Source organism: Pseudomonas guariconensis, assembly GCF_900102675.1.
GTDB lineage: Bacteria > Pseudomonadota > Gammaproteobacteria > Pseudomonadales > Pseudomonadaceae > Aquipseudomonas > Aquipseudomonas guariconensis.
Genome location: NZ_FMYX01000009.1, coordinates 119,473 through 133,271 on the forward strand (window position 1 = coordinate 119,473; position 13,799 = coordinate 133,271).

Sequence of the window (13,799 nt, forward strand, 5' to 3'; positions counted from 1 at the left end):
GTATGGGTGCTCTGACGAAAGCTGAGATGGCCGAAAGGCTGTACGAGGAGCTGGGGCTCAACAAGAGAGAGGCCAAGGAGCTGGTCGAGCTGTTTTTCGAAGAAATTCGGCACGCACTTGAAGAGAACGAGCAGGTCAAGCTGTCCGGTTTCGGCAACTTCGACCTTCGCGACAAACGCCAGCGGCCGGGCCGCAACCCCAAGACAGGGGAAGAGATCCCGATCACCGCTCGCCGCGTCGTCACCTTTCGTCCAGGGCAGAAACTGAAAGCCCGGGTTGAGGCCTATGCTGGAACCAAGCCATAACGACGAGCTGCCCCCCATTCCGGGCAAGCGCTACTTCACCATCGGTGAGGTCAGTGAGCTCTGTGCGGTAAAACCGCACGTGCTGCGTTATTGGGAACAGGAGTTCCCGCAACTCAACCCGGTCAAGCGCCGCGGTAACCGGCGGTATTACCAGCGCCAAGACGTGCTGATGATCCGCCAGATCCGCGCGCTGCTGTACGACCAAGGCTTCACCATCGGCGGGGCGCGACTGCGCCTCTCCAGTGATGAGGCCAAGGATGACACCACCCAGTACAAGCAGCTGATCCGGCAGATGATTGCCGAGTTGGAGGATGTGTTGGTGGTGTTGAAGAAGTGAACCGAACCCGATGAATGGAAAGTTTTTGAAAAAAAGCTTCCATTATTCAAAAGGTTAGGGTAGATTCTTCACCGTTCTCAGCAATATCGAGAATGATGTCGGGGCGTAGCGCAGCCCGGTAGCGCACTTGCATGGGGTGCAAGGGGTCGAGTGTTCGAATCACTCCGTCCCGACCAAAAATCCCTAGAAAATCCAGTCACCGCGAGGTGACTGGATTTTTTTATGTCTGGTGGTTTTCGAGTGCCTCGGGAGACTGGGCGGCACGGCGAGTGGTGATCAGCTTGGATGAGTAGCGATTGCTCGTAGAGGAAGTCAATTTCAGGGCTTTGGGCGAAACTAGGAGCGATTCAGTTTCATTTAATGAGGCTTAAGCTTTATGCCAGCGGATCGTCATGACTTGATCCGCAGTTGGCAAGCCAAGGTTATACGTTACGCCATCGAGGCAGTGGGTTGCCGTAGCGCGGAGGCGTTGACCTCCAGTTCCACTGACATCGAGCGCTCCTGGAAGTACCGTGCAGTCTGCTCATCCGTGCAGTACAGGTAACACCCCTTCATCCCGCGTGTCATCAGAGTGCGGTAGGTGTTCTTGATGATCAGGTCGACCAGCTTACGGGTCTCTTCCGGCTCAGACTTCATGCGAGTCTTGTAACCCCGAATCGAGCGATCCTGCTTATCGCGCATTTCCGGTGCGGTGACGACTCGGCCATTCCTGATAACCAGGTCCGGCCCGATGATCACGCCGATATAGTCCACTTCCAGCCCTTGGCAGGTATGGATACACCCCACTTGCTCAATCGAGTTTTCGGCGATGATCCAAAGGCTACCGTCCTGGTCGAGATTCCATTTACGCCGATAATTTTCACCGATCACGATGTCGTAGGCAGACGCCTGCTTTTTGCTGCTCCAGGGCCAGCAGTAACCGGCCACTACGCGGGATTTGTTTTGGCTGTTCTTCTCTCGAATGGCTTCATGTAGCGCTTCAGGTGTTTCGAATACCTTGAACTCGTAGGTGCTTGTATCGAGATGGCGGTTGGCGGTATTTCGAATCTCCAGTACATCATCGAGCCAAGCGAGGTATCCATCCGAACCGTTGCATCGGAACTGTGAGGCCAGGCTGTATTCTTCAACCTCGGCGCCCTTGGCTTTGGCAAATGCACGAATGGCTTCGCGGCTGCCTATATCGCTCAGGGTTACACGCTGGTCTTCGTCGATAAAGAAGATCGTGCACTTGGAGGAATTGATCAGTTCCTTGATCTGGTTCTCGCCGAGGTTGCCATACAGCCCGCTTTTTTCGTTGAGGCGGTGGGCTTCGTCCACGACCAGGAAATCGTAGGTGTTCGCTTCGGTATCGACGAACGCGCCGGAGCCAGTAAACATGTGAGAGAAGCGGCTGCGAGTGATGGAGCCGGCAAGCTTGCTCTCATAGACCTTACGCGGTGCAGCATTCTTCGACACGTACTTACCGACCAGACCATGGCTGGTGAGTTTGACTAACAGATTGAGCGCCACCACGGTTTTACCGGTGCCGGGCCCTCCTTCAATGATGACGACTCTGGGATGCTCTGCGGACGAGGCTGTACCAGCGGCGGCAGCGGCTTCGAATACTTCTTTCTGGTCGTCGATCAGAATGAATTCGGGCTGCGCTTTGAGTAAGCCTTTCAACGAGTCGGCCAACGCTTTTGAAGGCCGGATCGGGCTGGCCATCAGGTCATGCAGCACGCTGTTCTCATCACCCATGGCGATGTGCTGCTTGATATAGGTGCGCATGCGAGCGAGCTCTTCTTTACCTTTGAGGAAGAGCGGGGCCTTACTGATGTAGTCCTGATAATGGTGGGCATCGATCATGCCATCGCCTACGTAGTTGTGCAGGTAGGCGCATGCATTGACTTGGATGCCGCCGGAATATACTGCTTCGTTGAAGCCTTCCAGCAACGAGGCGTACGACCAAGCTTGGTAAGACGGATGAACTGTTTCACGTAGACCGCCGCCCAGCGCCGTTTTGACGATAGCGTCCTTACCCGTCGCCTTGGCCGAACTCCACTGCTTGAGTTCAACCAACAGGGCATTGCGTTGCCCTTGGGCGTTATACCCGGTGAGGGTGATGTCGATGCGCTTGGAGGTTTGGGGAATGTGCAGCTCAATCGCTACCCCCATGTCATCCGGGATCTCGGTATCGCGCAGTACCTTCGCCATGGCGCCGAGGGAGTTCTTCCAGGCGTTCATCTCCGCAACGGCCACGGCTTTGCCGGTCGCAGTTTTGAAGCTCTGTAAGATCACGTCTTCGATGTCATCGTTATCGTTGTCGTGCAAAAACCGTACTTTGGTCGCTTCGTAAACGATCAAGGCCTTTCTTCCTTAGTCAAGGCTGCAATCAGAGCTGGTCGTATTTCTTGGCGGTATCCCGAGCCTTATCGACGGGGTATTTTTCGCCGTTGATTCGCAGCTTGTTTTGCACGGCAGCATTGAGGTCGACGCCCAGGACCGATGCCAGGCGCACCAGATACATCAGCACGTCGGCCAACTCGTCTTGAACTGCTTGGCCGGTCTCGGGCGAGCGAGCGGCAGACTTCGATGCTTCCTCGGTCAGCCATTGGAATATCTCGTTCAGCTCTCCCACTTCGCCGTTCAGCGCCATGACCAGATTTTTGGGCGAGTGGAACTGAGCCCAATTGCGGTCAGTGGCGAACTGCTCAAGCGCCTGTGCGAGTTGGCTGACTTCGACGAGTCTGGGCGAGGAGGGAGTTTGGGCTGTCACGGATGCTTCCTGTGGTGTCGAGCAGGCGAACAGGGCGGGCGTGCCATCGTTTCGCCTTTTTTACGTATGCTCGACACCTTACTTCCTTCAGACTGAATGAGGAAGATCGTAAGAAAAATCTATGTACTCTGCATGATTTTTGCGCATGGCCTAGAAGTTACAGCTGCCTTCCAAGCTAGAAATCGCTATTGAGATGTTCACTGAGCGTGCTGTTGATGAAACGTGGTGCAGCTACTTGCAATAGCTGCGGTGGCTTGGATCAGACTTTCCCACTTCCCTGTAGTCCCTTTCCCAAACATACTTCTACGCCTTCCAGCCCATTGCTGTCGCTCCATCAGAGCTCTAGTCTCGCCGGGTCGTTGCAAATTCAACGACCGGTTTTGACAGGCCGACTCTGATTTTCGGACCACAGCGGATCGCTTTATGGCAGCTGTCGTGGGGCACTTCGGTGCGCCGAGTTCCGATATCCTCGGTCTGTCAACCCGCGTACAGCTGCCACCCATTTGTTTGACAGCAGAGACGTGGCAGCTTCATTGATATCGGAGTTTGTCATGCTCAAAATCGTCCCCGACCCACCCATACCATCCGAATCCCTCACCACCCTTGAAGAGATCCTCATCCAGATCTCCGAATACCTCGTCTGCGCCCTGACCGTTTCCCAGCACAGCGTCCAGCTTCACGCCAAGCCTCCCGGCCAGGTCCTGGCCTTGGCAGCCATGCACGAAATCGAGCGCGCCCACGCTTTGGCGGAGATGGCGCTGAGTCGTGTGCAGGCGCAGCACTGATCACCTGTAGTCCGTTTCCGAAATGGCGCGAGTTCCCTCGTAAGCCTGTCCAGATGGTCTAGCCTCGCAGTGTTCGTCGTTCTTCATCGACCAGGGCTGGCCAGGCTATGGGCAGAGATTTGCGTAGGGTTGCGCAGGTTGGTTTGGTCGCTCTGGTTGGTGTTGAGCGACGAGCCCTTGAATCAGTGAGCGCCTCTGGTGGATACCCAGGGGCGCTTTTTTTTGCGTTGAGGGCAATTGATTAAAAAGCAGGGTCCGCCTTGCGGGCCATCGCGGCACAAAGACGCTTTTACACAGTGGGCGTGCAATTAGCGGGCTGCAATCGCGTTGAAGCGAAACGCCAACGCTGGGAGGCTAGGGCGGTCTGCTTCGTTTTCCGGCAGGTACAAGGGTTGGCCTTCCAGCGAAACGTATTCGCTCTGCTTCAACGCGTCGGCGATGCCAATTCGCATATCGCTTGGGTTGACCCATAACAGCCCCAAGTCGAACAGGGTATGCACGTCAGCCCTCAGTAACAGCCCATTGCTAACTACGTTGGTTTCATCGCCGAGGTAGGGGTGGATATGGGCCGCCTCCAACACCTGCGGCAAGGTGCAGCCTGTCATGGCGCAGCGGCCTTTGTAGGCCTTGAGCAATTGCTTTCGGAATTGAGGTTGGCCGCGTCGTCGAACGATCGACGTCAGGGTGCGCGTGCGTGCGTCGCTCAGGTCATCGGGATTGAAGGCGCCTTGGGTGTCTAGTGCTTGCTCGATCGTTGCCGGAAGATCTTCTCCAGCCGCAGCCGGTACACGCTTCAATACGAACGATGTCGGTCGACTGCCTTCACTGCCTACACACGTGAAGACACCCTCGTACCGAAAACCCGCATTGGGATGTTCGTACTTCGCTTTGCGATAGAAAACCAGCAACTCCAGGCCTCGCTGACGATGCTCCAGGATGAGGGCATCGGTTCGCCCCAGGGTTTGTCCTTGCATGCGAAGGGTGTCGCCTTCCAGGGTGTCTTCGTATTGGGTTCTGTCAGACGTCTTGTGTTCGGTGATGAACAGCCAGACAGAGTCATACCCCTTCGGGCGGAAGATCCCGGTGTTGAGCGTGGCGTCGTGAATGTCGAAGCGTGCCTTGAGGTCCGCTCGGCTGTAAACGCTGCCTGGCTCCAACTGCTGCGATGTGAATACGCTGGGTGAGATTCCGTTAGGTGGAAGAGTGGAGGGCAGCGTCACGAGGGCATCCTTGCAAGCGAGGGCAGGGGCCTACATTTCGGCGCTGCCAGGGATGCCCGATACCTTACTTCCTTCAGAATTAATGAGGAAGCATGTAGGAGAATTCTCTAGTTACAGATGGCAGATGGATAGGCGCCTCTGGTGGCTGCCAGAAGCGCTTTTTTGTGCCCGTACCGCAAATTAAGCACCGAGTAGCCCATCACGACAAAAGCCCGCTACCACACGTAAAGCGTTTACCTTTGGCGTTGAATGTCAGCCTCCCGCCCTCACACCGGCGGCCTGACATACACAACCTGGTCACGCCCATTCTGCTTGGCGGCATAGAGCCCTTTGTCGGCGCGCTCCAGTGCGTCATCGATTTTTTCACCCGGGGCGAAGAGGGTGCAGCCGATGCTCACGCTAACCTTCAACTGAGTGCTGGGCAGTTGCATCGGGCTGCTGCCGACCTGTTCACGAATGCGCTCGGCAATCCGCTTCAGTTCTTCGTTGTCATTGACCTGCAAAATAGCGACGAATTCTTCTCCGCCGTGGCGCACGAGCAGGTCGTCGGGGCGAAGGGCGGCTCGCAGGCGGCGGGCGCATTCACAGAGCACTTTGTCTCCGCTTGCATGGCCGTACTTGTCGTTGATGGATTTGAAATGGTCGAGGTCTGCGTAAATCGCAGCCAGGCGTAAGCCACTGGCTGCGGACATGCGCCGTTGGTGCTCTTCAAACGCGGTCAACGCGCCGCGGTTCCACAGTTGTGTCAAAGGGTCGAGCAGCGCTTTACGGTGCTCTCGATCCATTTCAAGGCGCAGGTCGCGGTTGGCCTGGGCCAAGGCGCGCATTTGCAGATAGCCCTCCGCGAGGGTGGCCAGGTCCTTGAAGTTCGCTTTTTGGGTGTCGCTGAGCACGCGGGGGCGGGGGTCGAACATGCACAGGGTGCCGATGGCCTTGCCGTTGCCAGCGCGTAGCGGGTGGCCGGCATAGAAGCGGATATGGGGCGCGTTGAGCACCAGCGGATTGTCAACGAAGCGCTCATCGTACCTGGCGTCGGGGACCATCAAGGTATCTTCACCGAGAATGGCGTAGCCGCAGAAGGAAATACTCCGTGTCGTTTCGCTTACCTCGAGCCCGATTCGGGCTTTGAACCACTGCCTGTCCTGGTCGATGAGGCTGATGAGCACCGTGTCCACGTGGGCCAGATCCTGGGTGAGCCGTACCAAGGTATCGAGGTAGTGCTCGGCTGGAGTATCGACCAGGTTCATGTCATCGAGGGCGCGCTGGCGAAGCGCTTCGTCAACGGGCAAAGGGCAAGCTGGCATGTTCAATCTCCCATTCCTTGGTTCACGGCTTCCGGAGTTGGCAAGGTGCAGTTTCTGTTCGTTCGTCAAACCAAGCACAGCATAGGTCATGGCATCAAGACTACGACAGTAAGGACACGCCCTGAACGCCCGTCATCCATTTCTTCGCGAACATGTGATTTCTCCCACTCGATTGTCGTCAAGAATGCCACCCCTCGCTGTCGTCTGGGGGACTGATGACTGGGCCTTCCATGCAAACGCTGTTGAACGAAATTCTCGACGAAGTGCGTCCCTTGATCGGCAAGGGCAAAGTGGCTGATTACATTCCCGCGCTGGCCGATGTGCCCGCGAACCAGCTGGGCATCGCGGTCTATGGCAACGATGGCAGTTATTACTGCGCAGGCGACGCGCTGGTGCCGTTTTCGGTGCAAAGTATTTCCAAGGTGTTCAGCCTGGTCCAGGCGATCGAGCACTCGGGTGAGGCGATCTGGGAGCGGCTGGGTCATGAGCCTTCGGGCCAGCCGTTCAATTCCCTGGTGCAGCTGGAGTTCGAGCGCGGGCGTCCGCGTAACCCATTCATCAATGCCGGGGCGCTGGTGATCTGCGATATCAACCAGTCGCGTTTCGCCGCGCCCACGTTGTCGATGCGCGATTTCGTGCGGCGGTTGTCGGGCAATCCGCACATTGCGATCGATACCCGGGTCGCTGACTCGGAGTATCAGTTCCGCGCGCGCAACGCGGCCATGGCTTATCTGATGCAGTCATTCGGCAACTTCCATAACGAGGTCGAGACGGTGCTGCGCAGTTATTTCAGCTACTGCGCGCTGCAAATGAACTGCCTGGACTTGGCCAAGGCGTTCTGTTTCCTGGCAAACGATGGGTTCTGCAAGCACAGCGGCAATCAGATTCTGACCCAGCGCCAGACTCAGCAGGTGAACTCGATCATGGCCACCAGCGGGCTGTATGACGAAGCCGGGAATTTCGCCTACCGCGTGGGCTTGCCCGGCAAAAGTGGCGTAGGCGGCGGGATCGTCGCGATCGTGCCAGGGCAGTTCACGGTCTGCGTGTGGTCACCTGAGTTGAACGCCGCGGGCAACTCGCTGGCCGGGATGGCAGCGCTCGAGTTGCTCAGCTCACGGATCGGATGGTCGGTGTTCTGATCGGCACTCGGCCGCAATACCGTTACAGCACGAAAGCTCCAGGGCTTTCGTGCTGTAAAACCGCTCAACACAGCCATTAAAAAAAACGCCCCTCACCCCCGGATTCCATCGTTTTTCAGCTTTTGGCCATATCCCTATAGTCCCCCCAAGGCCCGATCTTGAATCGGTGCAAGACTCTCAGCCTGCGGGAAGCGGATATGAACAAGAACGAAAACCTCGAGCACAACAGCGTGGCCGGTATCGGCACACAGGTGGTGTGGAGCGGCGAGCAAGTGCAGCATCCCTACAACGCCACCCAGACCCCGATCGTGGTCAGCGCCGCCTACGGCTACAACGACATCGACGCCTGGTACGACGTGGCCCTGGGCAAACTGCCGGGCTATATCTACAGCCGCATGAGCAACCCCACGGTTGCCACGCTGGAGGCGAAAGTGGCCCAGCTGGAGCAGGCCGAATCGGCAGTGGCGTTCAGCAGCGGCATGGCGGCGATCAGCGCGGTGCTGCACACCTTCCTCTGCACCGGCAAGCGCGTGGTGTCGACCCGCGACAGCTACGGTGGCACCAACAAGATCTTCGAAGAGTTCCTGCCGCGCATGGGCGTGCAGGTGTGCCTGTGCGACACGCTCGATACCGAGGCGCTGGAGCGTGAGATCGAAGCCGGCTGCGACGTGCTGTACCTCGAAACCCCCACCAACCCCACGCTGAAGGTGCTGGACATCCGCCGCCTGAGCGCCGCCGCGCGGCGGGTGGGGGCCATCGTGGTGGCGGACAACACTTTTGCCACGCCGCTCAACCAGAACCCTCTGGCCCTGGGCGTGGACGTGGTGGTGCACAGCGCCACCAAGTTCCTGTCCGGCCACGGTGATGTGCTGGGCGGGGTGGTGTGCGGCGCCGAGGCGTTGATGGCCCAGGTGCGTCACTACCGGGAGATCAACGGCGCGGCCCTGGACCCGTTCTCGGCCTACCTGATCATCCGGGGCATCAAGACTTTGGCCCTGCGCATGCGCCAGCAACAGGCCAGCGCCCTGGCCCTGGCCCAGTACCTGAGCCACGAGCCGCTGGTGGAGGCGGTGAACTACCCAGGCTTGCCCGAGCATCCGGGCCATGCCATTGCCAAGGCGCAGATGCGCGGCTTCGGCGCCATCGTGAGCTTCGTGCTCAAGGGCGGCATGCCGACGGTGGCGCGCTTGCTGCCGCGTCTTAAGTACGCCCACCGGGCGGGCAACCTGGGGGCGGTGGAGACGATCTATGGCCCGGCGCGCACTACCAGCCACGTGGAGAACACGCTGGAGGAGCGCCTGGCGCTGGGCATCTGCGAAGGCCTGGTGCGCATTTCGGTCGGCATCGAAGAAACCGACGACCTGCTGGCCGACCTGGCGCAAGCCTGCACGGCCGTCCGTCAGGAGCTGGCCGAGGCCAAGGAACTGCACGGTGATGTGGCGTGCAGCACGATCGAGCTGCCCGCCTGAGCTGTCGCGCGGCACTCGCTCGGGAGGGCGGGTGCCCCTTCATGAAGTAGAACAACAACAACGATGCAAGGCCATTCGATTCGCTCTGCCAAGACGAGGTCGTTGCTACGCCCTTGCCCGCCAACATTCATGAGAAACCCACAATGTCCGTGCAAACAACGACAAGTAAAAATGCTTCGGTGCACTCCTTCAAACAGGACATGCAAACCCGCCATATCGTCATGCTGGCGTTGGGCGGTGTCATCGGCACCGGCCTGTTCCTGACGTCCGGCTACACCGTCAACCAGGCCGGCCCATTGGGCGCGGTGATCGCCTACGTGCTGGGGGCGATCATGGTGTACCTGGTGATGATTTGCCTCGGTGAGCTGGCCGTGCACATGCCGGAAGTCGGCTCGTTCAGCAGCTACGCCACGCGCTACATCGGCCCGGGCACCGGCTACATGGTCGCCTGGATGTACTGGTTGACCTGGACGGTGGCCATCGGCTCGGAGTTCACCGCTGCCGGTATCTTGATGGTGCGCTGGTTCCCGGACACGCCGGTGTGGATCTGGAGTGCGTTGTTCGGGGCCGCGGTGTTCATCAGCAATATCATCTCGGTGCGTTCGTTCGCCGAGACTGAGTTCTGGCTGTCGTTGATCAAGGTGCTTGCCGTTGTCGCGTTCCTGGTGGTGGGCGGCGGGGCGATTCTCGGTGGTTTCGAGATCGAGCAGGCGCACAGCGTCGGGCTGGGCAACTTCACCCGCGAAGGGCTGTTCCCAACCGGCTTCTGGTCGATTGCCATGACCTTGCTGGCGGTGGCGTTCGCCTTCTCCGGCACCGAGCTGATCGGTATCGCCGCCGGCGAAACCCGTGACCCTGAAAAGAACGTACCCAAGGCCATCCGCACTACGGTGCTGCGCCTGGCGCTGTTCTTCATCGGCACCATCTTCGTGCTGGCCACGCTGTTGCCTCGGGAACAGGCCGGGCTGGTGGAGAGCCCGTTCGTGATGGTCTTCGAGATGATCGGCATCCCCTATGCCGCGGACATCATGAACTTCGTGATCATCACCGCGCTGCTGTCGGCCGCCAACTCCGGGCTGTACGCCGCCGCGCGGATGCTCTGGACCTTGAGCGATCAGGGCAGCATGCCGCGCCGGTATGCCTCGCTGTCGCGTCGTGGCACGCCGGTCAACGCCATCGTGCTGAGCATGGCAGGCGGCATGGCGTCCTTGCTGAGCAGCGTGTTCGCCCCTGACACCATCTACCTGGCGTTGGTGTCGATTTCCGGGCTGGCGGTGGTGGTGGTGTGGATCAGCATCGCCGTGAGCCAGATCGCTTTCCGCCGGCATTACCTGGCCCACGGCGGCAAGCTCGAAGACCTCAAGTTCCGCGTGCGGGGCTACCCGTTCGTGCCGCTGGCGGCGATCTTCTGCTGTCTGCTGGCCTGCGTCGGTATCGCTTTCGACCCGGCCCAGCGCGTGGCCCTGTACTTTGGTTTGCCGTTCATTGCCTGGTGCTACTTCGTGTACTGGCTGACCTGCAAGTTCAAGGCGCGCAGCCAGGCGCCGGAAATTGCCGCGCCCGGTACCGAGGCCGCCTGAGCACAGCGATACTAGGCCATCGCCGAACGTTGTCATCAGGAGCCGCCCTTGAGCCAGAAAACCTTGCCCCCCTTGAACTGGCTTCGTGCCTTTGAAGTCTCGGCCCGCTACCTGAACTTCACCCACGCGGCAGAGGAGCTGCACCTCACCCAGGGCGCCGTGAGCCAGCAGATTCGCCACCTGGAAAGCCAACTCGGGGTGGCGCTGTTCAAGCGCCTGCCCCGGGGGCTGGGGTTGACCGAAGAAGGGCAGTCGTACCTGCCGGTGGTGCAGGACGCCATCAGCCGCCTGGCGGTGGGCACCAACGAGATTTTTGGCCAACGCAAGCGCCGGCCGTTGAAGGTGCGCGGCAGCCTGTCGTTCCTGCACTTCTGGTTGGCGCCGCGGTTGGCTGACTTTCGCCATGCCTACCCGCAGGTGGATCTGCGCTACATCAGCAACCTGTGGGTCAAGGAGCTCGATGCCGAGGATGACCTGGAGATTCGCTGGGGCAACGGTCAGTGGTCGGGGGTTGAGGCGCAGCGGCTGACCCATGACGTGCTGGTGCCGGTGTGCTCGCCGGCGCTGCTCGCCCGTTGCCCGCTACGCGAGCCCCGCGACCTGGCCCGTCTGCCGCTGCTGCATGTATTGGGCTACGAGGAGGGGTGGGGGTACTGGCTGGAGCGAGTCGGGGCCGAGGGGGTCGACTATTCCAGCGGCATGCAGTTCGACACCTTGGTGTCCACCTTGCGCATGGCCGAGGCCGGGCTGGGGGTGGCCCTGGCGCGTTCCTCGTTGGCCGAAGACCTGCTGCGCGAGGGGCGTCTGGTGGCGCCGTTCAGCCAGCGGATCGAGGCCAGCGAGTCGTTTTATCTGGTCCGGGGCCTGGGCGAGGCCCTGACCCCGGATGCCCAGGCTTTCAGCCATTGGCTGGTGGCCATGGCGCACCGCTAATCACGAGTATTCACCTGGAGCAACGATGCAGTACACATCCACGCGCGGTACCCAGACACGAGTTGATTTCCGCACGGCGCTGCTGTCCGGGCTGGCCGAGGACGGCGGGCTGTATGTGCCGGCGTCCCTCCCGGTGTTCAGCCCACAGGAAATCGCCAAATGGTCGTGGCTGCCGTTCGATGAGCTGGCCTGGCGTGTCATCGCGCCCTTCGTGGGCGATACCCTCGATGAGCCGACCTTGCGCGCGCTGGTCAGCGACAGTTACCGCGGGTTCCAGCACCGGGCCATCGCCCCGTTGCAGCAGATCGGCCACAACGAGTGGATCCTGGAGCTGTTCCACGGGCCGACACGTTCGTCCAAGGACTTCGCCGCGCAGTTGCAGGCGCGGCTGATCCGCCACTTCCTGGGCCAGGCGTGCGAGCGGGTGATGTGGGTCGGCGCTAGCAATGGCGACACCGCCGTGGCCGCCATCGATGCCTTGCGTCATTGCCCGACGGCGCGTCTGCTGGCGTTGTATCCGTCCGCCGGCACCCCGCCGGACCGCGCTGCGATCATGAACAGCGCCGACTCCGACAGCGTCAGTTGCATGGCGGTCGATGGCAGTTTCGATGACTGCCAGTCCCTGGCCTCACGCCTGCTGCGGGCCTGGCCGTGCCCGGCGCTGATGCCGATCAGTTTCAACTCCAGCAACTGGGTCGGTGTGCTGGCGCAGATCGTGTTCTATTTCCATGCGGCGCTGCAGTTGGGCGGCGGCATCCGGCCAGTGGGGTTCAGCATTCCCACGGCCAGTTTCGCCGAGATCTACGCCGGGTTCATCGCGCAGAAGATGGGGCTGCCGATCAACCAGATCATCGTCTCCACCAACCGCAACGACGCCTTGCACCGGTTCATCCACAGCAACCGCTACAGCCGCTCGGCCACCCGGCAAACCTTGTCGCCGGCCATGGATTTCTCGCTGTTCTCCAACCTGGAGCGGTTTGTCTGGGAGCTGTACGACCGCGATGGTGGTGCGACCCGGGCGCTGATGGAGCACTTCGAAGACTGCGGCGAACTGAGCATCGGCAACCGCCAGTGGTTGCAGGCGCGCATGCTGTTCGACTCCTACGCCGTGGACGATGCGCTGATCCGCGAAGAGATCGTCACGCTGTTCCACGAGACCGGCAGCGCCGTGGACCCTCACACCGCGACCGGCGCCTTCGCCGGGCGCCTGCACCGGCGCAACATCGGCGCGCCCATCGTCACGCTGGGCCAGTTCGCGCCTGAAAAATCCGCCACGCTGCTGGCCGAGCTGGGCGCCTGGCACGGTGCGGTGCCGGCCCAGCCGACCGGCACCACGGCCGCGCCGCGCCTGGGCAGGGATGACTTGGCGGGGCTGCACGAGGCACTGATCCAGTTGCAGGCCGCGCGATGAAGCGCATTCTCGACCCGTTGGACGAGCGCATTCTCGCCGAGCTCACCGCCAACGCACGCATTGCCCACGCCGAGCTGGGGCAGAAGGTGAATCTCTCGCGCAATGCGGTGCGCCAGCGTATCGAACGGCTGGAGCGCGATGGGGCCATCCAGGGCTATACCTTGCGCATCGGCGAGGGGCGGCGGCCCACCTCGCTGATCAACGCGGTGATCTTCGTCTACCGCTACGACCGCATGCGGGGGGAGGCGGTACTGGATGCGCTGCGGATGATCCCCGAGGTGGTCCAGTGCGAAGTGCTCAGCGGCGAGTTCGATCTGCTGCTGCGCGTGGAGGCCGCCAGCCCCGAGCGGGTGCACCACGTCTGGAAGGAAATCGCCGCCATGTCGGGCGTCGAGAACACCGTCACCTCGTTCGTGCTGTCCAGCGTGATCTGAGCCCATCACCGTATTGCGCACACCTGCTGCCGAACCACGCCGCCCGGGCTCGACCCGGGCGGCGTTTTTCGTGTGGCCGGCATAAAAGCAGGCGCCAGGCACTGGTCAGATTGGCCAATAAATACAG

13 protein-coding genes and 1 tRNA gene are annotated in these 13,799 nt (G+C 60.5%); 10 read left to right on the forward strand and 4 right to left on the reverse strand.

Features of this window, described 5'->3' with window-relative positions:
* The first annotated feature begins 2 nt into the window (after positions 1-2).
* From ihfA to BLS27_RS16155, 3 genes are all read left to right on the forward strand, one after another.
* Positions 3-305, forward strand: coding sequence for an integration host factor subunit alpha (gene ihfA, locus BLS27_RS16145; RefSeq protein ID WP_003250679.1), 303 nt, complete (start codon positions 3-5; stop codon positions 303-305).
* A complete protein-coding gene (locus tag BLS27_RS16150; protein WP_043213594.1) occupies positions 286-642 on the forward strand; it encodes a MerR family transcriptional regulator in 357 nt (118 codons plus the stop codon). Before ihfA ends, BLS27_RS16150 begins: the two co-directional genes overlap by 20 nt.
* Before the next feature lie 99 nt (positions 643-741).
* Positions 742-818 (forward strand) — tRNA-Pro (locus BLS27_RS16155).
* A 253-nt stretch (positions 819-1,071) separates the two neighbouring features.
* On the opposite strand, the gene BLS27_RS16160 is transcribed toward BLS27_RS16155, so the two are convergent.
* Complete coding sequence (locus BLS27_RS16160; RefSeq protein ID WP_052352484.1) at positions 1,072-2,985, reverse strand: DUF2075 domain-containing protein; 1,914 nt, start codon at positions 2,983-2,985, stop codon at positions 1,072-1,074.
* A gap of 28 nt (positions 2,986-3,013) precedes the next feature.
* The gene (locus tag BLS27_RS16165) at positions 3,014-3,397 is read right to left on the reverse strand and encodes a nucleotide pyrophosphohydrolase (protein WP_090345627.1); all 384 of its coding nucleotides are present in this window, start codon (positions 3,395-3,397) and stop codon (positions 3,014-3,016) included.
* Positions 3,398-3,948: 551 nt separating this feature from the next.
* Between BLS27_RS16165 and BLS27_RS16170 the strand changes: the two genes are divergently transcribed.
* A complete protein-coding gene (locus BLS27_RS16170; protein ID WP_043213600.1) occupies positions 3,949-4,182 on the forward strand; it encodes a hypothetical protein in 234 nt (77 codons plus the stop codon).
* 308 nt (positions 4,183-4,490) lie between these two features.
* On the opposite strand, the gene BLS27_RS16175 is transcribed toward BLS27_RS16170, so the two are convergent.
* Positions 4,491-5,402: an HNH endonuclease gene (locus tag BLS27_RS16175; RefSeq protein WP_244155251.1), complete on the reverse strand. Its 912-nt coding sequence runs from the start codon at positions 5,400-5,402 to the stop codon at positions 4,491-4,493.
* A gap of 266 nt (positions 5,403-5,668) precedes the next feature.
* Entirely contained in the window at positions 5,669-6,706 is a 1,038-nt protein-coding gene (locus tag BLS27_RS16180; RefSeq protein WP_090345804.1) for a sensor domain-containing diguanylate cyclase, read from the reverse strand.
* A 230-nt stretch (positions 6,707-6,936) separates the two neighbouring features.
* On the opposite strand from BLS27_RS16180, the gene glsB reads away from it, so the two are divergent.
* From glsB to BLS27_RS16210, 6 genes are all read left to right on the forward strand, one after another.
* Complete coding sequence (gene glsB, locus BLS27_RS16185) at positions 6,937-7,845, forward strand: glutaminase B (protein WP_043213650.1); 909 nt, start codon at positions 6,937-6,939, stop codon at positions 7,843-7,845.
* 197 nt (positions 7,846-8,042) lie between these two features.
* On the forward strand, positions 8,043-9,314 hold the full coding sequence (locus BLS27_RS16190; RefSeq protein ID WP_090345629.1) for a cystathionine gamma-synthase family protein: 1,272 nt from the start codon (positions 8,043-8,045) through the stop codon (positions 9,312-9,314).
* Between the two features lie 143 nt (positions 9,315-9,457).
* Positions 9,458-10,894 carry an amino acid permease gene (locus BLS27_RS16195; RefSeq protein ID WP_208599416.1) on the forward strand — a complete coding sequence of 479 codons (1,437 nt, stop codon included), beginning with the start codon at positions 9,458-9,460 and terminating at the stop codon, positions 10,892-10,894.
* A 48-nt stretch (positions 10,895-10,942) separates the two neighbouring features.
* Complete coding sequence (locus BLS27_RS16200; RefSeq protein WP_090345633.1) at positions 10,943-11,827, forward strand: LysR substrate-binding domain-containing protein; 885 nt, start codon at positions 10,943-10,945, stop codon at positions 11,825-11,827.
* Positions 11,828-11,852: 25 nt separating this feature from the next.
* Complete coding sequence (locus BLS27_RS16205) at positions 11,853-13,238, forward strand: threonine synthase (RefSeq protein ID WP_090345635.1); 1,386 nt, start codon at positions 11,853-11,855, stop codon at positions 13,236-13,238.
* Positions 13,235-13,672 carry an Lrp/AsnC family transcriptional regulator gene (locus BLS27_RS16210; protein ID WP_090345637.1) on the forward strand — a complete coding sequence of 146 codons (438 nt, stop codon included), beginning with the start codon at positions 13,235-13,237 and terminating at the stop codon, positions 13,670-13,672. Before BLS27_RS16205 ends, BLS27_RS16210 begins: the two co-directional genes overlap by 4 nt.
* Positions 13,673-13,799 lie beyond the last annotated feature (127 nt).